Origin of the sequence: Micromonospora pisi, from assembly GCF_003633685.1 — a bacterium.
In the GTDB taxonomy this organism is placed as follows: domain Bacteria; phylum Actinomycetota; class Actinomycetes; order Mycobacteriales; family Micromonosporaceae; genus Micromonospora_G; species Micromonospora_G pisi.
In genome coordinates this window covers 2,099,407-2,122,181 of the sequence record NZ_RBKT01000001.1, presented here as the reverse complement: position 1 = coordinate 2,122,181, position 22,775 = coordinate 2,099,407, and the positions used below count along the sequence as shown (strand labels likewise).

At 71.3% G+C, this 22,775-nt stretch carries 19 protein-coding genes; 16 read left to right on the top strand and 3 right to left on the bottom strand.

Features of this window, described 5'->3' with window-relative positions; all coding sequences use genetic code 11:
• Positions 1 to 139 precede the first annotated feature (139 nt).
• Both BDK92_RS08380 and BDK92_RS08375 read left to right on the top strand, forming a co-directional pair.
• Positions 140 to 3,250 (top strand): DEAD/DEAH box helicase, encoded by a 3,111-nt coding sequence (locus BDK92_RS08380; protein ID WP_121156164.1) that lies wholly within the window; start codon positions 140 to 142, stop codon positions 3,248 to 3,250.
• On the top strand, positions 3,247 to 4,167 hold the full coding sequence (locus BDK92_RS08375; RefSeq protein WP_121156161.1) for an SWIM zinc finger family protein: 921 nt from the start codon (positions 3,247 to 3,249) through the stop codon (positions 4,165 to 4,167). The genes BDK92_RS08380 and BDK92_RS08375 overlap by 4 nt, the downstream gene beginning before the upstream one ends.
• Before the next feature lie 66 nt (positions 4,168 to 4,233).
• Here the strand turns inward: BDK92_RS08375 and BDK92_RS08370 are convergent, their stop codons facing one another.
• Positions 4,234 to 4,491, bottom strand: coding sequence for a DUF3040 domain-containing protein (locus tag BDK92_RS08370; RefSeq protein WP_121156159.1), 258 nt, complete (start codon positions 4,489 to 4,491; stop codon positions 4,234 to 4,236).
• 463 nt (positions 4,492 to 4,954) lie between these two features.
• Between BDK92_RS08370 and BDK92_RS08365 the strand changes: the two genes are divergently transcribed.
• From BDK92_RS08365 to BDK92_RS08345, 5 genes are read left to right on the top strand one after another with little or no spacing between them, the layout of a single operon-like run.
• A complete protein-coding gene (locus BDK92_RS08365; protein WP_121156157.1) occupies positions 4,955 to 7,129 on the top strand; it encodes a DUF1800 domain-containing protein in 2,175 nt (724 codons plus the stop codon).
• Between the two features lie 7 nt (positions 7,130 to 7,136).
• Entirely contained in the window at positions 7,137 to 8,519 is a 1,383-nt protein-coding gene (locus tag BDK92_RS08360) for a DUF1501 domain-containing protein (RefSeq protein WP_121156155.1), read from the top strand.
• Positions 8,516 to 10,111 carry a ferredoxin reductase family protein gene (locus tag BDK92_RS08355; protein ID WP_246016897.1) on the top strand — a complete coding sequence of 532 codons (1,596 nt, stop codon included), beginning with the start codon at positions 8,516 to 8,518 and terminating at the stop codon, positions 10,109 to 10,111. Before BDK92_RS08360 ends, BDK92_RS08355 begins: the two co-directional genes overlap by 4 nt.
• 14 nt (positions 10,112 to 10,125) lie before the next feature.
• The gene (locus BDK92_RS08350; protein WP_121156153.1) at positions 10,126 to 10,731 is read left to right on the top strand and encodes an FMN-binding protein; all 606 of its coding nucleotides are present in this window, start codon (positions 10,126 to 10,128) and stop codon (positions 10,729 to 10,731) included.
• Between the two features lie 55 nt (positions 10,732 to 10,786).
• On the top strand, positions 10,787 to 11,509 hold the full coding sequence (locus tag BDK92_RS08345; RefSeq protein WP_121161818.1) for an FAD:protein FMN transferase: 723 nt from the start codon (positions 10,787 to 10,789) through the stop codon (positions 11,507 to 11,509).
• Positions 11,510 to 11,827: 318 nt separating this feature from the next.
• Here the strand turns inward: BDK92_RS08345 and BDK92_RS08340 are convergent, their stop codons facing one another.
• On the bottom strand, positions 11,828 to 12,514 hold the full coding sequence (locus BDK92_RS08340) for a bifunctional DNA primase/polymerase (protein WP_121156151.1): 687 nt from the start codon (positions 12,512 to 12,514) through the stop codon (positions 11,828 to 11,830).
• A 301-nt stretch (positions 12,515 to 12,815) separates the two neighbouring features.
• Here BDK92_RS08340 and BDK92_RS08335 point away from each other — a divergent pair, with 301 nt between their 5' ends.
• From BDK92_RS08335 to BDK92_RS08315, 5 genes are all read left to right on the top strand, one after another.
• A complete protein-coding gene (locus BDK92_RS08335) occupies positions 12,816 to 14,045 on the top strand; it encodes a helix-turn-helix domain-containing protein (RefSeq protein ID WP_121156149.1) in 1,230 nt (409 codons plus the stop codon).
• Between the two features lie 16 nt (positions 14,046 to 14,061).
• The gene (locus BDK92_RS08330; RefSeq protein WP_121156147.1) at positions 14,062 to 14,628 is read left to right on the top strand and encodes a flavoprotein; all 567 of its coding nucleotides are present in this window, start codon (positions 14,062 to 14,064) and stop codon (positions 14,626 to 14,628) included.
• Between the two features lie 106 nt (positions 14,629 to 14,734).
• The gene (locus tag BDK92_RS08325) at positions 14,735 to 15,622 is read left to right on the top strand and encodes a Nif3-like dinuclear metal center hexameric protein (protein ID WP_425462298.1); all 888 of its coding nucleotides are present in this window, start codon (positions 14,735 to 14,737) and stop codon (positions 15,620 to 15,622) included.
• The gene (locus BDK92_RS08320; RefSeq protein WP_121156143.1) at positions 15,619 to 16,359 is read left to right on the top strand and encodes a zinc ribbon domain-containing protein; all 741 of its coding nucleotides are present in this window, start codon (positions 15,619 to 15,621) and stop codon (positions 16,357 to 16,359) included. Before BDK92_RS08325 ends, BDK92_RS08320 begins: the two co-directional genes overlap by 4 nt.
• Before the next feature lie 76 nt (positions 16,360 to 16,435).
• Positions 16,436 to 17,575, top strand: coding sequence for a bifunctional RNase H/acid phosphatase (locus BDK92_RS08315; RefSeq protein WP_121161816.1), 1,140 nt, complete (start codon positions 16,436 to 16,438; stop codon positions 17,573 to 17,575).
• Positions 17,576 to 17,588: 13 nt separating this feature from the next.
• On the opposite strand, the gene BDK92_RS08310 is transcribed toward BDK92_RS08315, so the two are convergent.
• Complete coding sequence (locus tag BDK92_RS08310) at positions 17,589 to 18,464, bottom strand: alpha/beta fold hydrolase (RefSeq protein WP_121156141.1); 876 nt, start codon at positions 18,462 to 18,464, stop codon at positions 17,589 to 17,591.
• Positions 18,465 to 18,588: 124 nt separating this feature from the next.
• On the opposite strand from BDK92_RS08310, the gene BDK92_RS08305 reads away from it, so the two are divergent.
• The 4 genes from BDK92_RS08305 to mctP all read left to right on the top strand — a co-directional run bounded on the left by BDK92_RS08305 (position 18,589) and on the right by mctP (position 22,771).
• A complete protein-coding gene (locus BDK92_RS08305) occupies positions 18,589 to 19,920 on the top strand; it encodes a glycoside hydrolase family 18 protein (RefSeq protein ID WP_121156139.1) in 1,332 nt (443 codons plus the stop codon).
• A gap of 209 nt (positions 19,921 to 20,129) precedes the next feature.
• Positions 20,130 to 20,648 carry a hypothetical protein gene (locus BDK92_RS08300; protein WP_147456938.1) on the top strand — a complete coding sequence of 173 codons (519 nt, stop codon included), beginning with the start codon at positions 20,130 to 20,132 and terminating at the stop codon, positions 20,646 to 20,648.
• 150 nt (positions 20,649 to 20,798) lie between these two features.
• Positions 20,799 to 21,089 (top strand): DUF3311 domain-containing protein, encoded by a 291-nt coding sequence (locus BDK92_RS41100; protein WP_121156135.1) that lies wholly within the window; start codon positions 20,799 to 20,801, stop codon positions 21,087 to 21,089.
• A gap of 5 nt (positions 21,090 to 21,094) precedes the next feature.
• A complete protein-coding gene (mctP, locus tag BDK92_RS08290) occupies positions 21,095 to 22,771 on the top strand; it encodes a monocarboxylate uptake permease MctP (RefSeq protein ID WP_246016895.1) in 1,677 nt (558 codons plus the stop codon).
• Positions 22,772 to 22,775 lie beyond the last annotated feature (4 nt).

Here is a 22,775-nt window from a genome sequence, read left to right as displayed (position 1 = left end):
GTCGGGCGGAGCGGCTGGCCGGGGCGAGAGGCTGGTAACACCGGACCGCGCGTCCGCCGGGTGGCTCCACCGGCTGACTAGCCTGAGGTGTTAGGAAGGGACCCTTCCTCTACCGAAAACGATAAGAAGGGGCCCTTCCTTGCGGGTGGTGCACGGGGTGTGGCTGGTGGGAGGCCGGCTGGCACTCTGGGCGGAGGACGCGGCGCTGGGCATGGCACCGGCGCGGCGGGTGGGGCGCGAGCGCGGGCACCCGTTCGCCGCCGGCTACGCCGCGCTCGCCGACACGCTCGGCGAGGTCGCCGCGAAGGCCGCGACCAGCACCGCACTGCTCACGCTGCCGACCCGGGCCGGCGCCCCGGCCGACTCACCGGAGCTGGTCCGTGGGGCCGACCAGGCCGGACCGGCCACCGGTCGGCTCACCCTGGCCGCCTGGCGGGTGCCGACCCTGGAGTACGACGCCGACCACGCCCTGCCGGTCCTGCTCGCGCTCGCCGCCTCCTCGACCGTGGTCCGGGGCGGGACACTGCGACTGGTCGAGGAACTCGCCGGCTTCGCCACCGACCTGGTGAGCCGGGGCCGTACGCTGCCCGGGGTGCTGGCCGGTCCGGACGGCTCCGACGGTACGGCGGTCGCGGTCTGGCGTCCGCTGCTCACCGGTGCCGACGCGGCCCGTGCACGCGCCCTGGCGATGGCGCTGCCGCCGGCCGTACGGGCCGCCGAGCCGGAAACCTCCGCCGCCGCGCTGGTCGCCGACGCTCTGGAAACGCTCACCGACGCCGCCGCCCGGACCGCCCTGGAGGGCGTACGCCTGATCGACTCCCGGGCCACCGGCGTCTCGCCGGGCGTACGGGCCTGGCTGCGGGCGCTGACCGGGCGGGAGCGTCGGTTCCCGATCACCCCGGCGGCGTTGGGCACCCTGGTCGGGGAGATCGGTGTCTGGCAGCGGGACGCGGCGGGCAGCCCGGTACGGGCCTGCTTCCGGCTGGTCGAGCCGCCGGCACCCGACGCCGACCTGGTCGGGGAGGGCGAGGACGGCGTCAGTGGCGGCGCCGACGGGCGGGGCGACGGGGTCGGGATCGAGGTGGACGACGGGGACGGGTGGCGGGTCGAGTTCGCGCTCCAGTCCGCCGAGGAGCCGAGCCTGATCGTCGGCGCGGACCGGATCTGGCAGACCCGGGGCGGGCTGCGGGCACTGGCCCGGCACCTCGACGCCCCGCAGGAGACGCTCCTGGCGGAGCTCGGTCGGGCCAGCCGGCTCTGGCCGGAGCTGACCGGGGCGCTGCGTACGGCGATGCCGGACGGGCTGGCGCTGGACACCGAGGGGGCGCACCGGTTTCTCCGTGACGGGGCGCCGGTGCTGCACGCGGCCGGCTTCGGGGTGCTGCTCCCGTCCTGGTGGTCACGGCCGAGTGCCCGGCTCGGGGCCCGGTTGCAGGCGAAGAGCCGTACCGCGCCGGGCACGGTCGCGGTTCGCAGCTCGCTCGGCCTCGACGCGCTGGTCGACTACAAGTGGGAGCTGGCCCTCGGTGACCAGCCCCTGTCCGGCCGGGAACTGCGGGACCTGGCCAAGCTGAAGAGCCCGCTGGTACGGCTGCGCGGGCAGTGGGTCGAGTTGGACGCCCGACGGCTGGCCGCCGGTCTGAAGCTGCTCCGCGACGGTGGTGAACTGACCGTCGGTGACCTGCTGCGGATGGGGCTGGCCACGCCGGACGAGCCGGACGCGTTGCCGGTGCTGACGGTCACCGCGGACGGCCCGCTCGGTGACCTGCTCGCCGGTCAGGCCGAGCGGCACCTCACCCCGCGCGACGAGCCGGACGGGTTCCGGGGCACGCTGCGGCCGTACCAGAAACGGGGTCTGGCCTGGTTGGCGTTCCTTCAGTCGCTGGGGCTCGGCGGGGTGCTCGCCGACGACATGGGGCTGGGCAAGACGGTGCAGTTGCTGGCCCTGCTCGCCGGTGACGAGCCGGGGTGCGGGCCGACCCTGCTGGTCTGTCCGATGTCGTTGGTCGGCAACTGGCAGCGGGAGGCGGCGAAGTTCGCGCCGGGGTTGCGCGTACACGTGCACCACGGGGCCGAGCGGGCGCGGGGCGGCACGTTCACCGAGGCGGTGCGGGACGCGGACCTGGTGCTGACCACCTATTCGGTGGCGGCCCGGGACGCGGTGGAGCTGGCCGAGGTCGACTGGCACCGGTTGGTGGTGGACGAGGCACAGGCGATCAAGAACGCCGCGACGCGGCAGGCCGCCGCGGTCCGCGCGTTGCCCGCCCGGCACCGGATCGCGGTCACCGGTACGCCGGTGGAGAACCGTCTCGCCGACCTCTGGTCGATCATGGAGTTCGCGAACCCGGGCCTGCTCGGCACCGCCACCGCGTTCAAGAAGCGGTACGCGGTGCCGATCGAGCGGCACGGCGACGACGACGCGGCGCAGCGGTTGCGGCGGATCACCGGCCCGTTCGTGCTGCGGCGTACCAAGACCGACAAGTCGATCATCTCCGATCTGCCGGAGAAGCTGGAGATGGAGGTGCTCTGCAACCTCACCGCCGAACAGGGCTCGCTCTATCAGGCGGTGGTCGACGACATGATGGCCCGGATCGAGTCCAGCAGCGGGATCGAGCGACGCGGTCTGGTGCTCGCCACGATGACCAAACTCAAGCAGGTCTGCAACCACCCGGCGCAACTGCTGCGCGACGGGTCGAACCTGACCGGCCGCTCGGGCAAACTGGCCCGGCTGGAGGAGATCGTCGACGAGGTGCTCGCGGCGGGGGAGAAGGCGCTGCTCTTCACCCAGTACGCCGAGTTCGGCAACATGCTCCGGGCGCACCTGTCGGCCCGGCTCGGGCGCGAGGTGCTCTACCTGCACGGTGGGGTCGGCAAGGCGGCACGGGACAACCTGGTGGCCCGGTTCCAGTCCGACGCCGGACCACCGCTCTTCGTACTCTCGATCAAGGCCGGCGGCACCGGGTTGACCCTCACCGCCGCCAACCACGTCGTGCACGTGGACCGCTGGTGGAACCCGGCGGTCGAGGACCAGGCCACCGACCGGGCCTTCCGGATCGGTCAGCGCCGGGCGGTGCAGGTACGCAAGTTCGTCTGCGCCGGCACGGTCGAGGAGAAGATCTCCGCGATGATCGCGGAGAAGCGCGGGCTCGCCACGAAGATCGTCGGCACCGGTGAGCAGTGGGTGACCGAACTGTCCACGTCGGAGCTGCGCGGACTGTTCGCGCTGGAGGCCGGGGCGGTGGTCGAGTGAGCGAGTCGACGGGGGCGGGTTCGGGGCGGTTCGCCGACTTCGGCCGGCCACGCAAGGTCGACGGTGGGCTGCGGGCACGTACCGCCCGGGGGGCGATCGGCTCGTCCTGGTGGTCCCGGCGGTTCGTCGACGTACTGGAGTCGTTCGCGCTCGGCACCCGGCTGACCCGGGGCCGGGCGTACGCCCGCGCCGGTCAGGTGCTCTCCCTGGAGGTCACCCCGGGCGTGGTGACGGCCGTGGTGCAGGGCTCCCGCCCGAAGCCGTACCGGGTGACGGTCCGGCTGCGCCCGTACGCCGAACCGGTCTGGGTCCGGATCGAGACGGTGCTCGCCGGGCAGGCGCTGTTCAGCGCACAACTGCTCGCCGGCGACCTGCCACCGGAACTGGAGGAGGTGTTCGCCGAGGCGGACGCCCCGCTCTTCCCGGCGACGGTCGGCGACCTGACGATGCGGTGCGACTGCCCCGACTTCGCGGTGCCGTGCAAGCATCTCGCCGCGTCGTTCTACCTGCTCGCCGAGGCGTTCGACGCCGACCCGTTCCAGCTGTTGCACTGGCGGGGCCGGACCCGGGAGGAGTTGCTCGACCGGCTCCGTACGCTGCGCGCCGAGGGCACGCCGTCCGGGCTGGAGGAGCCGGCCTCGGCCGAGCCGTTGCCCGGCACCGCCGGCCGGGCCGTCGCGGCACCGTCCGTCGGCGCCGAGCTGGCCCTGGCCGATCTGCCCGATGCGGCCCTGGCTACGGCGATCGACCGCTTCTGGCTGCCGCCGGTGCCGTTGCCGGACCCGGCGCCGATTCTGGCCACCGAGCCGGACCTGCTGTTGCGGCAGCTCGGCGCCCCGGCGGCGGCGATCGGCGGTCCCGGGCTGGTCGAACGCCTACACCGGGCGTACGCCCGTTTCGGCCAGCCGGAACAGTGACGCCAGCCGGATCGGTGACGCCAGCCCGAAAACAGTGACGCCGGGCGGATCGGTGACGCCGGCCGGTCAATGGTGCAGTCGGCGCACCCGCCAGGCCAGCACGCTGGCGGCGGCGAGTACGACCGGCGCCATCACGGCAGCCACCCAACCGCCGATCACGACCACGGCCGGTACGGCGCTCCAGAGTATGACGGTCAACAGGAGCAGGAGTCTGCCCCGGCGGGCTTGCACACGATCACTGAGTCGGGCGACGAAGTCCGGGTCGCTGATTCTCAGCTGTCGGGTGATCTCGTCGAACCGACGCTGATCCTCTTTGCTGAGCATGGCGGCAGCCTTCCCCTCACGCGTCAACTGTCCGACGCGGGGATACCCGATCCGGGGCCGCTCTCACTCCTGCCCCTGCTACCGACCGTGACGGCGCCCGGTAAAGCGACTCCGCATGCCAACGGGTACGACACAGGTTTCACTTAATCCATCCTTAAGTTTGCCTTTGCTGCCGATTCCCTTTCTCTCATTCACGCAGGTTACGGACGGTGTCGCGGGCACCGGCCCGACAGCATCGGCGCTGCTCGCGCCCACCCCGGCCCGATCCGGGTGATACCGCGTACCGACGACTCCCCTGAGCCGAGCCTTAAGTCGGCGTTGGAGTGCAATTTCGGCCATCTTGAAGCGGGTCGGCCCCTTGGCTACTTTGCCGTAGCAACCCCCCAAGAACCGCCGCTGGAGAACGCGCCCCGCTGATTGTCGCGGAGCTGAACCCGGCGTGCCTCAGCAGACGGATTGGTACATGGCTGACCAGAATGTGCCACCACGCCGATCGCGTGACGACAGCCCCTGGGACGGTCGACCCCAGCCCGGCGCCGACGGATACCGGGCCGCGCCCGGTGGCCCGTCGTACAGCCGCCCGGCGCCCGGGTCCGACGGCTACCCGGACGCGCGCTACCCGCGGTCGGCGGGTCACCCGCAATACTCCGGCTACTCCCAGCCGGCCGCCCAGTGGGCGCACCAGCAGTCCGGCCAACAGGTCGACCAGTGGACCGAGGAGCACCGGGCGGGCGGGCGGCGCGGACCGCAGTGGGTCGGCCCGGAAGGGCTGGAACCGGAGGACCGCCACTCGTACGCCGTACCGGGCGAACTGCCCGAACTGGAGGACGACGACGAGGGACCGGGTAGGTCGAACGGTCGTCGCCGGGCACTGATCGCGCTGACCGGGGCCGCCGCGGTGGTGGCCGGTGCCGGTGCGATCGCGGTCGCCTCCCGGGGCACCGGACTGGCCGACAAGATCCTCGGCCACACCCCGTTCGGCGGTGACGGTGGCAACGCCACCGCCGCGGCGATCACCGACGGGACCGCCGACCGCCCGAGCGGCCAGCAGCCGAGCACGGTGCGCACCTACACCGAGCAGAACGAAAGCTACATGGGCTCCAAGGCCGGGCAGGAGCTGAAGAAGAACAGCCCGGCCGGCGGCCGTACCCTCGGCGGCCCCGGGATCGCGGCGGCGCAGACCGAGGTCACGGTCAAGACCGTCCTGGCCAAGGACCCGATCCGGCACCTCGCCACCCGGGCCACCTTCGGCGCGACGCCCAAGCTGCTGACCGAGATCAAGACGTTGGGCATCGACGAGTGGTTGCGCCGGCAGCTCGACCCGGACAAGATCGCCCCCACCCGGGCCGAGCTGAAGCTCTCCGAACTGCCCACGCTGAACATGTCCATCAAGCAGCTTCGTGAGCGCCGCGACACGGTCAAGAACGTCGACAACGCCGACGAGGAGTTCATCTGGGCGACCATCGCCCGGCAGATCTGGTCCGACCGCCAGCTCTACGAGGTGATGGTCGACTTCTGGAACGACTTCCTGCACGTGGCGGCGTACTTCGACGGCGGTGACATCCAGCGCGCCTCGTTCGACCGGGACGTCATCCGCAAGCACGCGCTCGGCAACTACGCCGACATGCTGGTGGCCGCGAACACCCACCCGGCTCTGCTGACGTACCTGAACCAGAGCCAGTCGCACAAGGACGCGATCAACGAGAACCTGGCCCGGGAGAACCTGGAGCTCTACTCGGTCGGCGTCGACGGCGGCTACACCGAGATGGACGTCCGGCAGGCGGCGATGCTCCAGACCGGCCTCGGTGTGGACAAGGACGAGTACGTCTACCGCGCCAACCGGCACTACGTCGGCAAGGTGAGCATCCTCGGCTTCACCAGCGCCAACAGCTCCGCCGAGGACGGCGAGGCGGTGATCAAGGCGTACCTGAGGCACCTCGCCCTGCACCCCTCCACCGCGAACTACGTCGCGCAGAGTCTGGCCACCCGGTTCGTCTCGGACACCCCGCCGAAGGCACTGGTCGAGCGGCTGGCCAAGACGTACAGCGCGAACAAGGGCGCGATCAAGCCCACGCTGATGACCCTGTTCAGCTCCACCGAGTTCTGGGGCTCGGTCGGGCAGAAGGTGCGCCGTCCGATGGAGTACCTGGTCGCCACCTACCGGGTGCTCGGGATGCAGCCGGACCCCTCGCCCGACTACAAGAAGCGGGACGACCTGCGCCGCACCCCGTTCGCGGACGGGCTCAGCCAGCTCAAGAACAAGATGGAGGACATGGGCCAGTTCCCGGCCGGTCTCTCCACCCCGAACGGTTACCCCGACGTCTACGTCGCCTGGACCTCCGCCGGGACCATGGTCGCCGGCTGGAACGAGGCCCACGACGTGATCAACGGAAACCGGAAGGTGTTCTCCTACACAGCGCCGGAGAAGCTGGTCGCGGCTCCGCCGGCCACCGCCGGGGCGTACCTCGACGTCCTTGCCCAGCGGCTGGTGCACCAGAAGCTGACGGACAAGGAGAAGAACCTGATTCTCGGCATCGCCGGGGTGACCGCGGCGACGAAGGTCGACGCCACGTTCAACGGCGCGATCACCGCCGTCGCGCGGGCCCTGCTCGCCTCCCCCCAGCACCACCTCCGGTGAGCTAACAGTGGAGAAGACTGTGCACTCGTACCCCCTGCACCCCGACTGCCCCGACCTGCGGCGTCTCGCCCCGAACCGGACCGAGGCCGTGCTGCGCGCGGAGTACGCCGCGGTGACGGCCGAGAACGCCGCCGTACGCGGGGACTTCCTCGACCTGTCCGAAGTGGAGGAGGCCCAGCAGGACGGGCGGGGCGTCACCCGCCGTACGTTCGTCGCCGGTGCCGCCGCCACCGTGACCGCCCTGGCCACCACCCAGTTCGTCTCCACCCAGGCGTCCTTCGCCGCCACTCCCGGCGGCACGCTGATCCACGTCTTCCTCTACGGCGGGCTGGACGGGCTGAGCCTGATCGCCCCGGAGAACGACCCGGTGCTCAGCAAGGCCCGGCCGGACCTGCTGCTCGGCAACGACTCGATCGCCCTCGACCGGGGCTTCAAGCTGACCAGCGCGTTCGCCCCGTTGCAGAGGTTCCTCGACGCCGGCCAGCTCGGTTTCGTCCCGGCCGCCTCCGACCCGCGCGTCTCCCGCAGCCACTTCCAGGCCGCGGACGCCTGCAACCTCGGCGGGCTGCCGAACGAGACCGGCGGCCGGGGTTGGCTGGACACCCTGGTCGACGCGCTCGGCCCGGGCACCGCGTTCCGCAGCGTCGGGGTCGGCAGCACACTGCCCCGGTCGCTGGTCGGCAACAACGGCGCGCTCTCGCTGAACAACGTCGGCTCGCTCGGCTTCAACGGCGACGGCAAGTACAAGGACGCCACCGCCAAGGCCATCCAGGGCCTCTTCACCGGGATCAACCACCCGGTCGAGGAGTCGGTGATCGCCGGCCTGGGTGCGCTCAAGACCGCGCAGCAGCTCGCCGCGAAGCCGTACCAGCCGGCCGCCGGGGTCGAGTACAGCGGGATCGGCAACTCCTTCCGGACCCTCGCCCAGCTCATCAAGGGCGGCGCCAACGTACGGGTGGCGACGATCGGCATGGGCGGCTACGACACCCACGAGAACCAGGGCACGGCGAAGGGCGGACAGCTGCACAACCGGCTGAACGAGCTGGCCAGCGGCATGGCGGCGTTCTTCAACGACCTCGGCCCGACCCTCGCCGCGGACGTCACCGTCATGGTGAGCAGCGAGTTCGGCCGTCGGGTCGCCTCCAACAACAACGGCACCGACCACGGCCACGGCGGCGTGGTCACCCTGCTCTCCGGTAAGAAGCTCGCCGGCTCGCTGCTCGGCACCTGGAACGGGCTGGAGAAGCTCGACAGCGGTGACGTACCGGAGTACAACAACATGTTCAACGTGTACGGCTCGGTGGCGAAGGGCCGATTCGACCTGACCGACGCCGAGGTGAAGAAGATGTTCCCCCGCCAGACCATCACCCCGGTCAAGCTGTACGCGTGACGACCTGGTCTACCTCGACTGGCCACCGTTCCGGGAGTGACTCCCGCGACGGTGGCCAGCAGGCTTCCGCCTACGAGCGGAGCTACCGCACGGACGACTCCGCCGTGCGGCGCTACCAGGTGGGTGGTTCCACCGCCGAGCGTTACCGCACGGAGGACCCCGGGCAGCGGCGTCATCCGCTCGACGACTCCGCGCAACGGGCGGCCCGGCCCGGGACGGTGACCCGGCCCCGGTCCGAGAGTCCGGCGGCGACGTCGCCCGAGGTGCCGGCACGGCGCGGGCCGGTGGGACGGTGGCTGGTCGTCCTCCTGCTCTGGGTGGGGTTGCTGGCCGCCGTGCTGCCCTGGTGGCTGGATACCGCGCCCGGCTCGCTGAACAGCCAGTTCGCCAGCCTCACCGCCGCCGGCCGGATCAGTGGCCTGATCGCCGGCTACCTGCTGCTGGTCCAGGTGCTGCTGATGAGCCGGCTGCGGATGTTGGAGCGGTGGATCGGCACCGAGCAGCTCAGCCGCTGGCACCGGGACGTCGGCGGCACCCTGTTCGTGGCCGTGCTCGCGCACGTGGCGCTGACCGTCGCCGGATACGCCGCCGTGGAGCGGAAGTCCTTCCTCGGCGAGGCGACCACGTTGCTGCGCGACTACGAGGACATGGTGAGCGCGTTCGCCGCCGCCGGCCTCGTTCTCCTGCTCGGCTTCACCGGTGTCCGGTTCATCCGCAACGCCCTGCCCTACGAGTTCTGGCATCTCCTGCATCTGAGCAGTTATGCGGTGCTGCTGCTCAGCTTCGGCCACCAGTTCACGTACGGCCAGCAGCTGTTCCGGCCGGGTCCGGTGCGGACCGGCTGGATCGCCATGTACGCCCTCGTCGTCGTGGCCGTGCTCTGGGGACGGCTGCTCTCGCCGCTGGTGTTCAACCTGCGCTACCGGATCCGGGTCGCGGACGTGGTGGCGGAGAGCCCGGACACCATCTCGATCTACCTGACCGGCCGGAACCTCGACCGGCTGAACGTGCTCGCCGGGCAGTTCCTCCGGTGGCGGTTCCTTTCCGCCGGGCGCTGGTGGCAGTCGCACCCGTTCTCGCTCTCGGCCGCGCGTAACGGTCGGTGGCTGCGGCTGACCGTGAAGGTGGTCGGCGGGCACACCGCCGAGCTGCGCCGGCTCCGGCCGGGCACCCGGGTCTGGACCTCCGGTCCCTGCGGTACGTTCACCGCCGCGCACCGGGTCGGTGAGGGGGCACTGCTGATCGCCGGGGGGAGTGGGATCGCGCCGATCCGGGCCCTGCTGGAGGAGTTGCCGCCCGGTGCGGCGCTGGTCTACCGCGCCAGCACCCCGGACGACGTGCTGCTCCGCCGGGAGCTGGACTGGCTGGCGCAGGCCCGGGAGACGGAGGTGTGGTACGTCATCGGCTCCCGTGACGACCCCGGCCCGCAGCAGATCCTCACCCCGCGTGGGCTGCGCCGGCTGGTCCCCGACCTGACCGAGCGGGACGTCTACCTCTGCGGCCCGCAGGGTCTGATCCGCGAGTCGGTACGGGCACTGCGCAAGGCCGGGGTGCCGCGCCGGCAGATCCACCAGGCCACGTTCGAGCTGTAGCGGAGGTTCCTTTCTTGCGTCGCGCCATTCTCGGCATCACCGGTCTCGCCGCCAGCACCACGCTGCTGGTGGTGCTCAAGGGTGGGCCGGCGACCACCGCGACCGCCCAGGACGTGCCGGTCGGTACGGCCGGCGCGTCGACCGACCCGAGTGCCGGTGCCCCGCCGGAGCCGACCCCGGACCCGGCGACGCCGACCGGTTCGGCGGCCGTACCGGGCCGGTCGGGCACGCCGAGCGCGTCACCCGGCAGGTCAAGGACGCCGAGCGGCAAGCCGAGCACCAAGCCGCCCGGCGGCACGACCACGAGCAAGGCCCCGCCGCCGGCGAGCGGGCCGCGCAAGATCGACGGGTCGGTGACCCCGGCGGCCGACTTCGGCCTGGTCCAGGTGCAGATCACCGTCTCCGGTGACCGGGTCACCAACGTTGTCGCGCTGGAGCTGCCGCGCGAGACGGCCACCTCCGACGGCAAGAGCGACCAGGTGGACCGGGCCTACAGCGGCACCGGCGGGGCGGCGGTCACGGCGGCGAACCAGGGCCGGACGCCGGACACGGTCAGCGGGGCCACCGCGACCAGCAGCGCGTACAAGCGGTCGTTGCAGGCCGCGCTGGACAGGATGTGAGGCCGTCGTGACCACTGCGGGGACGCGGCCGGGTCTGCGCCGGGTCGAGTTCGTCATGGGTACGGCGATCAGCCTCGACCTCGCCGACGACCTGCCCCCGGGTCGCCTCGACGAGCTGGCAGGGCAGGTCTTCGACTGGTTGCGTGAGGTGGACCGGCGGTTCAGCACGTACCAGCCGGACAGTGAGGTGAGCCGGTTCGACCGGGGGGAGGTGCTGCTCTCCCAGGCGTCGACCGACCTGCGGGCGACCCTGGAGCGCTGTGCCGACCTGTGGGGCGAGACCGACGGCTTCTTCGACGCGTACGCCACCGGCCGGCTCGACCCGTCCGGCTACGTGAAGGGCTGGTCGGCGCAGGTCGCCTCGGACCGGTTGGTGGCGGCGGGGGCACCGAACCACTGTGTGAACGCCGGTGGCGACGTACGGGTCCGGGGTCGTTCGCACACCGGCGAGCCGTGGCGGGTCGGCATCCAGGACCCGTGGGACCCGAGCCGGGTGTCGTTGGTGGTGCACGGCACCGACCTGGCGGTCGCCACCTCCGGCGGGTACGAGCGCGGTCACCACGTGGTCGACCCGCGCCGGGGTACGCCGGCCCGTGGGCTGCGGTCGGTGACCGTGGTCGGCACCGACCTCGGTTCTGCGGACGCGTACGCCACCGCGGCGCTGGCGATGGGGCATGCCGGGGTCGGTTGGCTCGGCCGGCTCGCCGGTCACGAGTGGGCCGTGGTCACCGACGACGGGCGCACGCCGCGTTCCGACCGCCTGCCGTTCGCGGACTGATCGACCGTGTCGGGCCGGATCAGCGCACCGGGCGGTGGGTCCCGGCCGGCCGGGAGCCCATCGGTCGGGCGCCACCGGGGCGGGACCCCTTCGGTCGGGTTCCCGCCCAGCGGCACGGTGGGGCGCCGGTGGCCGGCTCCGCCCCGTCCAGCCCGCCTGGTGCGGGCAGCGTTTCGTCGGTTCGCATGTCATCCCCCGTTTGCGCGCCGGTCCGGTCCGCTCGACGCGGTCCCGTCCGTGCCTGTGTCACCTGCGTTAACGACCGCGGCCACGGCCGGACGTTGGGTGCCGCGTGCCGACTCGCCGCGCGGCGGTGGTTCAGTAGCCGCGCCGGGGGGCGGGCAGGCGGCCGGGGAGGAGCGCGACCGGGAGCACGGGGTTGTGTGCCTGGAGGGCGTCCACCAGCAGTTCCTGCACGGCGTACGACTCCGGCAGTTGCCAGCGGGCCTCCTCCGGTGGCACGACCCAGCGCACGCTGCCCTCGGGCAGCCGGGTCGGCGGGGCGGGGATCCACGAGCCCGGACCGTGCCGGACGACGTAGAGGCACTGGTCCAGTTCGGGGCGGAGCGGGTCGCCGGGGCGGACCAGGAACATCCACCGGCCGCCGGGGGTGAGCGCGACCGGTCCGCGTACCTGGTCGTGTCCGGGAATGGTCACGCCGGGGTGTGGGCGGGTCGCCTCCAGCACGTGCTGGCCGAGGTAGGCCGGCACCTCCAGCACGTCGAAGGTGTAACCGGTGGCGAGCAGGACGGCGTGCGGCCGTACCCGCCACCAGGCGGCGACCCGGGCGGGATCGGAGCTGGCCGCTCCCTCCCACTCCTCCAGTGCCGGGTGGCAGCCGGTGGTGGGGCAGCCGGCGCGGCCACAGACGAACCGGTGCCGGGCCAGGAACGCTCCGGGAGTGACCTCCCAGCCATGCATGGCGTAGCGGACGGCCACGCGCCGCAGGCGTACCCGTTCGAGCGTCGTCAGACGGGTGATAGGCGGTCGGGTAGTCCCCCACATGGCACGCCGCTCCTTCCGGGATCGATCAGTACGAGATCGATAGCTTCGCGCCGTCACCGGCGCCGGGTGGATTCGTTGCTCCTGGCATAAAGCCACTTGCAACTTGCATCGAAAAGTACGAGCGCCAGCCCTCGGCCTGACGCACACGCTGTGCGACCGTGTCATATACGCACAAATCGCACAGAGGTACGCCCCAGCACCACCGCACCACCCCCGTCACACCTGAACAGCGAGCACCACCACACCCGTTTAGAGCTCGACCGGCCCGGACCGCCGGCATGGCACAAGGGGAGGAACGGACGTGGACGAGCTGCCCATCGGGCGTCGCGTCGCATATTGGCGTGGGCGGCGGAAGCTGTCCCAGCAGGTCTTCGCGGACCGGCTCGGCAAGTCGAAGAGCTGGGTCGACAAGGTCGAGCGGGGCGTACGCCGGCTGGACAAGTTCTCCGTGCTCTACGAGATCGCCGACGTGCTCACGATCGACGTACAGCTCCTGCTCGGCAAGGACCCGGAACGGCGTACCGATGCCCTCAACTGCATCGACGAGGTCGAGGTCGAGGAGATCCGGGCCGCCCTGGAGCGGTACGTCTCGATGAGCAAGTACTTCCACGCGCCGGTGGTGCCACCGCCACTGCCCGAGTTCCGCAAGGCGGTCAGCCACGCCTGGCTGACCTACCAGTACGCGCGCTACGGGGTGCTGACCCGAGCGCTGCCGAAGCTGCTGCGCGACGCCCAGGCGGCGGACGCCTACTACACCGGCGACGACGGACAACTCGCCGCGAGCCTGCTCGGGCAGGTCTACCAGATCGCCTCCTCGGCCCTGCGCAAGCTGGGCGAGCACGAGCTGGCCTGGCTCGCCGCCGACCGCTCCATGGCGGTCTCCGTACGCGCCGACGACCACCTGCTGGCCGGGGTGGCGACGTACCGGGTGGGCAACGCCCTGCTCGCGCTCGGCCGGGCCCGGTCCGCGCTGGAGGTGAACGTCAACATCGCCAACCGGCTCGCCCCCGGCGGCACGAACGGGGCGGACCCGGACCGGCTCTCGGTCTACGGGATGCTGCTGCTCCAGGGCGCCATGGCCGCCGCCCGGTTGGGTGACAGCGCGACCGTCAAGGACCTGATCCGGGGTGCGGAGGAGGCGGCGAACGCGCTCGGCTCGGACCAGAACTACTACTGGACCAGCTTCGGCCCCACCAACCTGGAACTGCACCGGGCGGCGGCCGCGGTCGAACTGGGCGAGGGACGGCAGGCGGTCGAGACCCACGAGCAGCGGATCGACAAGCGCAGGTTCGCCGCCCTGCTGCCCGAGCGTCGGGCCCACCACCTGCTCGACATCGCCCGGGGCTTCGCCCAGATCGGGGACGTGCACAGCGCCGGGGAGATGCTGGTCGACGGTGACCGGCTGGCGCCCTCGGAGATCCGTTGCCGGCCGATCGCGCACGAGGTGATGTCCGACATCCTCCGTCGCACACGGGGTGCGCCGCCCGCGCCGATTGCGGAGTTGGCTGAGCACATGGGAGTTGGCATATGAGCGGGCTCGTGACCGGATGACCGGGAACCGACAACGAGTCCTGTACGTGATCACCTGTGGTTCCCCGCTGGCTCGCAACGTCGACCAGTTGGTGGCCCACGCCCAGCGCGACGGCTGGACGGTCTGCGTGATCAGTACGCCGGACGGGCGGAAGTTCATCGACGTCACGGCTCTGGAGGAACAGACCGGTTATCCGGTCCGCAGCGCGTACAAGCAACCGGGCGATCCGGACCTGCTGCCGCCGGCCGACGCGCTGATCGTCGCCCCGGCGACGGTGAACACGGTCAACAAGTGGGCGGTCGGCATCACCGACAGCCTGGCCCTCGGGTTGTTGATCGAGGCGCAGGGGCTGGGGTTGCCGATCGTGGCGATGCCCTTCACCAACGCCGCCATGGCCACCCACCCGGCCTTCCGGGCCAGCCTGGAGCGGCTGCGGAGCTGGGACGTCACGGTGCTCTTCGGTGACGAGGTGCTGCCGCCCTTCCCACCCGGCAGCGGCGCCCGCTACCTCGACCAGTACCCGTGGCACCTGGGGCTGGAGGCGGTACGGACCAGATGCGCGGTCAACGGCCGACCCGGCTGAACGGGCCGCTCGGGGTGTTCGAGCCGGCGGCGCGGTCGGCGGGCCGGCGCCGGTAAGCTGGGCCGCCGTGGGCATAACTGGATCCGAGACGCCGAGCGTGGCCGAGGTGGTGGCCGCGCTGGACCGTCGTTACCCGCCGGCCTGGGCCGAGTCGTGGGACCGGGTCGGACTGGTGCTCGGCGAGCTGGCGACGCCGGTCCGTCGGGTCGCCTGCGTGGTCGACTGCGTACCGGAGACCGTCGCCGAGGCCCTCGACCGGGGGGCGGATCTGATCATCGCCCACCATCCGCTGCTGTTGCGTGGGGTCTCGTCGGTCGCGCCGACCACGTACAAGGGTCGGATCGTCCATCAGCTGATCAAGTCCGACGTCGCGCTCTACGTGGCGCACACCAACGCGGACGTGGCCAATCCGGGCGTTTCCGACGCGCTCGCCGCCCGGATCGGGCTGGTCGACCCGCGCCCGCTGCGTCCCGCCGCCCCCGGCAGCCCGGCGGCGGGTCAGGGCCGGGGGATCGGGCGGATCGGCCGGCTGGCCCGGCCGCTGACCCTCACCGAGCTGACCCGGTACGTCGCCGCCGCGCTCCCCGCCACCGCCTGGGGCGTACGCGCCGCCGGTGACCCGGAGCGCATGATCCACACGGTCGCGGTCAGCGGTGGCGCGGGGGACAGGTACCTCGACGACGCCCGTGCCGCCGGGGTGGACGCCTTCCTCACCGCGGACCTGCGGCACCACCCGGCGAGCGAGTATCTTGCCGAGGGCGGCCCGGCGCTGCTGGACGCCGCCCACTGGGCCACCGAGCGGCCCTGGCTCGACGAGCTCGCCACCCACCTGCGGGATCAGCTCGACCTCGACGTCTACGTGTCCGACCTGGACACCGACCCGTGGACGGTCCGGGCCGGATCGCCGTCGACCGTCACCCCCGTACCTCAGCCTGTGGCCGCCGCATCTGACGTGCACGCCGCATCCCCCGTGGACAAGGAGCACCGCCTGTGAAGGCCGACCCGAAAGCCCAGCGTCGTCTGCTGGACCTGCAAGCGATCGACACCGCGTTGGCCCAGCTCGCGCATCGGCGCCGGACCCTGCCGGAGCACGCGGAACTGGAGGCGCTGGCCCGCCAGCTCTCCTCGCTGGAGGACGAGCGGGTACGCGCCCAGGTGGCCGTCGACGACCTGGACCGGGACATCGCCCGGATGGAGAAGGACATCGACCAGGTCCGGTCCCGCAAGGATCGGGACCAGGCCCGGCTGACCCTCGGCTCCGGCCCGGCCCGCGAGCTGGAGGCGTTGCAGCACGAACTCGCCTCGCTCAACCGGCGGCAGAGCGAGCTGGAGGACACCGAGCTGGAGCTGATGGAGCAGCGGGAAACCGCCCAGAGTGTGCTCGACGGGGTCGAGGAGCGGCTGACCGCGACCCGGGAGACCCGGGCGGCGACCGAGCAGCGGCGTACCCTCGCGCTCGCCGAGATCGCCAAGGAGGAGGAGTTCAAGGCCGGCGCCCGGCAGCCGCTCGCGGCGGACCTCCCGGCGGACCTAGTCAACCTCTACGACAAGGTCCGGGACGTCTCCGGTGGGCTCGGCGCGGCGCTCTTCACCGCCGGGCGGTGTGGTGGCTGCCGGTTGGAGCTGTACGGCGCCGACCTGGCCCGGATCAGGTCGGCGGCCCCGGACGAGGTCGTCCGCTGCGAGGAGTGCCGCCGGATCATGGTCCGAACCGCCGAGTCGGGGCTGTGACCGTGCCCGCCGGTCGTCCCGCCCCGGCGGGCCGGATGAACGCGGTGCCGAGGTGAGCGGCCGGCCACGGGTGGTCATGGAGGCCGACGGCGGGGCGCGGGGCAACCCGGGTCCGGCCGGTTTCGGGGCCGTGGTCCGGGACGCCGGGTCGGGCGAGGTGCTGGCCGAGCGTTCCGAGTCGATCGGGGTCGCCACCAACAACGTGGCCGAGTACCGGGGGCTGATCGCCGGTCTGGAGGCCGCGGTCGAACTGGGCGCCGCCGAGATCGACGTACGGATGGACTCCAAGCTGGTCATCGAGCAGATGTCCGGCCGGTGGCAGATCAAGAACCACGGGCTGCGTCCGCTGGCCGCGCAGGCGGCCGGGCTGGTCCGCAAGTTCGACGCGGTGCGTTACCAGTGGATTCCGCGCGAGCAGAACCGGCACGCGGACGCGCTGGCGAACGCGGCGATGGACCTGGCGGCGGGCAAGCCCGGGGTCGCCGCCGCCGGGGCGGCGGCCGGGTCGGACCCGTCCGCCCGCGCCCGCGCGCAGGAGGTCGCCGCGCAGGGTTCGACCACCCGCACCTCCTGGGAGCCGAGGCCGGCCTCGACCGCGACCCGGCTGCTGCTGGTCCGGCACGGGGAGACCGAGCGGACCGCCGAGCGCCGCTATTCGGGCCGGGGTGACGTGCCGCTCTCCGAGCGCGGCCTGGCCCAGGCGCGGGCGACCGCGGTCCGGGTGGCCGGGCTGGCACCGTCGGTCGCGGCCGTGGTCAGCTCACCGCTGTCCCGCTGTACGGCAACCGCCGAGATCATCACGGGAGTGCTCGGCGGCAAGCCGGTCGCGGTCGAACCGGACCTGATCGAGTGCGACTTCGGCGCCTGGGAGGGACACACCTTCGCCGAGGTGCAGGCGCGCTGGCCGGGGGAGATGAACGCCTGGCTCGCCTCGCCGAGCGTCGCGCCGCCGGGCGGGGAGTCGTTCCGCGCCGTCACCACCCGGGTACGCCGGGCGCTGGCCGCGTTGCTGGCCGCGTACCCGGGGGAGACGGTGGTGGTGGTCTCGCACGTCTCCCCGCTGAAGATCCTGCTTCGGGACGCGCTCGCGGCCGGGGACGCGTTCCTGCACCGGCTCTACCTCGAACCGGCCGGTCTCTCCATCGTGGACCTCTGGCCGGACGGTGGGGTGGCGGTCCGTACGGTCAACGACACCGCCCACCTCTCCACCGTCTGACCGGCCGCCCGGGTCACCTGGCGGTGCCGGCTGGTGCGGCGAGGAAGTCGTGCACCAGCCGGGTGAACGTGGCGGGGGCGTCGAGCCAGGGGAAGTGCCCGGCGCCGTCCTGGACGACCAGTTGCGCCTGTGGGAAGAGGTCGGCGATGAGCTGGGCGGCGGGCGGGGCGGAAATCGGGTCCACTGCACCGGCCAGCACCAGTACGGGTACGTCGAGCCGGCCCAGCGCGGCGCGTACGGCCACGGTGTCCGGGGTGAAACCGGCGTAGAACCCCTCGGAGGCCGGGTACGAGCGCTGCCAGCTGCCGGCTTCGTGGTGCGCGCGGGCCCGTTCGTCCCAGCGGCCGTAGAAGAACGGGGCGGTGGCGAGCAGGAGCGGGGCGGTCTCGGCCGGGCCGGCGCCAGCGATCATCGCCTGGACCAGGGCGGTCCACGCGGTGCGGGCGTCCTGGTACCACCACTCGCCGGCCCGTGAGTCGAGCGCGTCGTCCATGCCGACCCGGTCGGTCCCGGTGCTCGCCGAGACCGGGGTGATCAGGAGGAGCTGGGCCAACCGGTGGGGGAACCGGGCCGCGTAGAGCTGGGCCAGGTCCCCGCCGGCCGAGTGGCCGAGCAGGCTCATCCGGTCCAGCCCGAGGTGCGTACGGAGCGCCTCGACGTCGTCGACCAACCGGTCGCAGCGGTAGCTGGTCGGATCTGTCGGCAGCTCGGAGTCGCCGGTGCCCCGGTGATCCAACATGATCAGTGTCCGGTGGGCGGAGAGTCCGCCCAGGTCGTCCAGGTAGGACGAGGCGCGTCCGGGACCGCCCGGTAGGCAGACCAGCGGTGGCCCGGCGCCGTGCACGTGGTAGGTCAGCTCGGTCGCGTCGTACGAGGGAAACCTCGGCACCCGATCAGCATGCCAGAGACGGGACCGGATCGCAGCAGCCGAGAAGGCTTGACCACGGCAGGTGGTACGCACATCATCGATCTGCAAGGTTTCCTTACAGATCGTAGCTCCTCAAGGAGTGTGGATGAATAACCGTCTCACCCGTCGACTCGGCGTCCTGATCGCCACCGCGTCCGTACTGCTCACCGTCGCGCCACCGACCGCCGCCAACGCCACCACCGGCCACCGGGGCGGCTCCGACGGCTACTACAAGGTCGGCTACTTCACCCAGTGGGGCATCTACGGCCGGGCGTTCCCGGTGAAGAAGCTCGACACCTCCGGTGCCGCCGCCCGGCTCACCCACGTCAACTACGCCTTCGGCAACGTCAGCGAGGACGGAAGGTGCTACCTCGACGGCGGACCGGGCGAGGGTGACCCGTGGGCCGACTACCAGCGGCCGGTCCCCGCCGAGGAGAGCGTGGACGGGGTCGCCGACGCGCCCGGACAGGCGCTCAACGGCAACTTCAACCAGCTCGCCAAGCTCAAGGCGAAGCACCGCGACCTGAAGGTGCTGATCTCGCTGGGCGGCTGGTCCTGGTCGACGTACTTCTCCAACGCCGCCGCGACCGACGCCTCCCGCAAGGCGTTCGTCTCCTCCTGCATCGACCTCTACCTCAAGGGCAACCTGCCGGGCACCGCCCCCGGCACCGCGGCCGGCGTGTTCGACGGCATCGACCTGGACTGGGAATGGCCGGGTTCGGCCGGTGAGCCGGGCAACGTGATCCGCCCGGACGACAAGCAGAACTTCACCTTGCTGCTCGCCGAGTTCCGCAAGCAGCTCGACGCGTACGGCAAGAAGAAGCGGGAGCACTACCAGCTGACCGCGTTCCTGCCGGCCGCCCCGTCCACCATCGACGCCGGCTTCGAGGGCCAGAAAATCTTCAAGTACCTCGACTTCGCCACAGTGCAGGGTTACGACTTCCACGGCGGCTGGGACGCGCGCGCCAACCAGCAGTCCGCGCTGCGGGTGCCGGCCGGCGCCCCGGACAACCCCGACTTCTCCGTCGAGGTCGCCATCGACGCCTGGCGTGACCGGGGAGCGCCGTCCCGCAAGCTGGTGCTGGGTGTCCCGTACTACGGCCGGGGTTGGACCGGGATCACCACCGGCGGCAACGGGCTCTTCGGACCCGCCACCGGCCCGGCGCCGGCCACCTTCGAAGCCGGGTACGAGGACTACAAGGTGCTGAAGAACCTGGTCGGCAACGGCTACACGCTGCACCGGGACCTGCGTGCCGGACACGCCTGGCTTTTTGACGGCACCACCCTCTGGACGTACGACGACCCGGCCGTGCTGCTCCAGAAGTCGCTCTACATCCGCAAGGAGGGACTGGGCGGGGCGATGATCTGGTCGCTCGACGGCGACGACGACAACGCGTCGCTGACCAAGGCCCTCTCGCTCGGCCTCTGGACCTTCTGACCGGTCGCGGGGCTGGACCTCGCCGCCAGCCCCGACACGGCATCGACGACCGCGCGGCCCCACCTGGCCGCGCGGTCGTTGCCGTTCGATGGGTCGTGCCAAAATTCAGGCCGTTACCGCCGTAGCGAGGAGAGGGTGATTGCGTGAATCTCACACCACCGCCCGATCAGCCACCCAAGACACCCACATGGCAGATCATCGTGGCGGTCATGGGCGCTGTGGCTGCTCTGCTCACCGCTGTCGTGGCTGGCCTGACCTTCCTCTACCAGGTCGGGCAATCGGAGCCGGAGCGGGCGACCCCACCCGCTGCCCAGTCTGGCAAGTCGGCACCGGCCACCACCTCGGCGGCGATCCCGAACACATCCGCCGACGCTCCCGTCTGGAGCAACACCCTGCTGTTCGACAACAGCGGCATCGACTTCGACGTCACGCCGCCGTCCAACGACGACCCGGGCCCGGAGATGGATATTTACGACGGGTCGAGCAATCAACTGGTCACCTTCAGGGCGAGCAGGAAGAACGTGGCGCGGTGGACCGATGCCGGTGACCCGACGGCGAGCGACTGCGCCAATCTGCTCCAGAGCTACGGCGTGAACACCGCGAAGTTCGACCAGAACAGCCGCTTCTGCGTGCGTACGGGTAACGACCGTCTCGTCCTGATCAAGTTTCTCCGCCCGAGGGACGGTGCGTGGGAGATCCATGCCACCGTGTGGAACATGCTCGACTGAGTACGGGCTGCCAGCAGGCCCTTCCAGTGGCCGTTCGGCGCAGCGTGCTCGCCGTTCGGCGCATAGCGTCCGTTTCGGGCACGTGACGGCGGTCACAGCCTCGATAACCTCCGCCCGCGTACGAGATCACGACGCTGGTGGAGGTGTGCGATGAGCGAACCAGAATCGGCCAATCCCGGTACGGCGGACCCACCGGATCCGGCCGGTACCGTCACCGCCGCTACCCCGACACCCGTCGCGGAGTCGAAGGCGGGCGACCGTAGCCCGTGGAACTGGCTGCTCTTCGTACCGATCGTGGTGCCGCTGGTCACCGCGTTCTTCAACCAGGACTCGCCGCGACTGTTCGGCTTCCCGGTCTTCTACTGGCTGCAACTTGCCTTCGTCCTGCTCGGGGTGGCCAGCACGACGCTGGTCTACCAGATGACGAAGCGGCGGGGGTGAACCACATGTGGCGCGACCATCTCACTGAGATCATCGTCTTCACGCTGCTTTTCCTGCTGGTCAGCGCGATGGGATTCGTGGCCGCCCGGTGGCGGGCCCCGAAGGACATGGCGCACCTGGACGAGTGGGGGCTGGGCGGGCGCAGCTTCGGCGGCTGGATCACCTGGTTCCTGGTCGGTGGCGACCTCTACACCGCGTACACCTTCGTCGCCGTACCGGCGCTGCTGTTCGGAGCGGGGGCGGCCGGCTTCTTCGCCGTGCCGTACACCGTGATCATCTATCCGTTGGTCTTCCTGCTGCTGGTCCGGCTCTGGTCGGTCTCGCACCGGCACGGCTTCGTCACCCCGGCCGACTTCGTCCGGCAGCGCTTCGGCTCACCGACGCTCGCCCTGCTGATCGCCATCACCGGCATCGCGGCGACCATGCCGTACATCGCGCTGCAACTGGTCGGCATCGAGGCGGTGCTCAAGACGATGGGCGTGACCGGGGAGAGCACCGTCGCCCGGCACCTGCCGATCATCATCGCGTTCGCCATCCTCGCCGCGTACACGTACCAGTCCGGACTGCGGGCACCCGCGCTGATCGCGTTCGTCAAGGACACGCTGATCTACATCGTGATCCTGGTGGCGGTCATCTACCTGCCGTACAAGTTGGGGGGTTGGGGGGAGATCTTCGACGCGGCGGACGCCAAGTTCGACGCGAGCCCCTCACCCGGCGACGGCATCCTGCTCAACCAGAACAACCAGCTCCAGTACATCACCCTGGCCCTCGGCTCGGCGCTGGCGCTCTTCCTCTACCCGCACAGCATCACCGGGGTCCTGGCCAGCAAGAACCGGGACGTGATCAAACGGAACATGTCCGCGCTGCCGGCCTACAGCCTGCTGCTCGGGTTGATCGCGCTGCTCGGCTACATGGCGATCGCCGCGAACGTGAAGCCGCTGCCCGGTGCCACCGAGGGCAGCGTCGACAACAACACCGTGGTCCCGCTCCTGTTCGAACAGCAGTTCCCGAGCTGGTTCGCCGGCATCGCGTTCGCCGCGATCGGCATCGGCGCACTGGTCCCGGCGGCCATCATGTCGATCGCCGCGGCCAATCTCTTCACCCGCAACATCTACAAGGAGTATCTGAAGCGGGACGCCACCGCCGCCCAGGAAGCGAACGTCTCGAAGATCGCCTCGCTGGTGGTGAAGGTCGGAGCGGTCGCCTGCATCGTCTTCCTCGACCCGCAGTTCTCCATCGACCTGCAACTCATCGGCGGCGTGATCATCCTTCAGACGTTGCCGGCGGTCGCACTCGGGCTCTACACCCGCTGGTTCCACCGGGGCGCCCTGATCGCCGGCTGGGCCGCCGGCATGGGGCTCGGCATGTGGATGCTCTACCAGATCCCGAACCCGGCCACGAAGCGCGAACACTTCGGCGGCAGCGCCTTCGCGCTGGAGAAGTTCGGCCTCGACACCCCGAAGACGATCTACGTCGGCCTGGTGGCGGTGGCGGTCAACCTGCTGGTCGCCGTCATCTTCACACTGATCCTGCGGGCGGCGAAGGTCGCCGAGGGGCCGGACGGCACCAACCGCGACGACTACTTTGCCGACGAGGGCGACCCCCGCCTCGTCCCCGTCCCGGTTTCCACCCCCACCCCCCGCCGCGCCTCCGACGACGTCCCCACCGAACCGGTCGCGTGAAAGG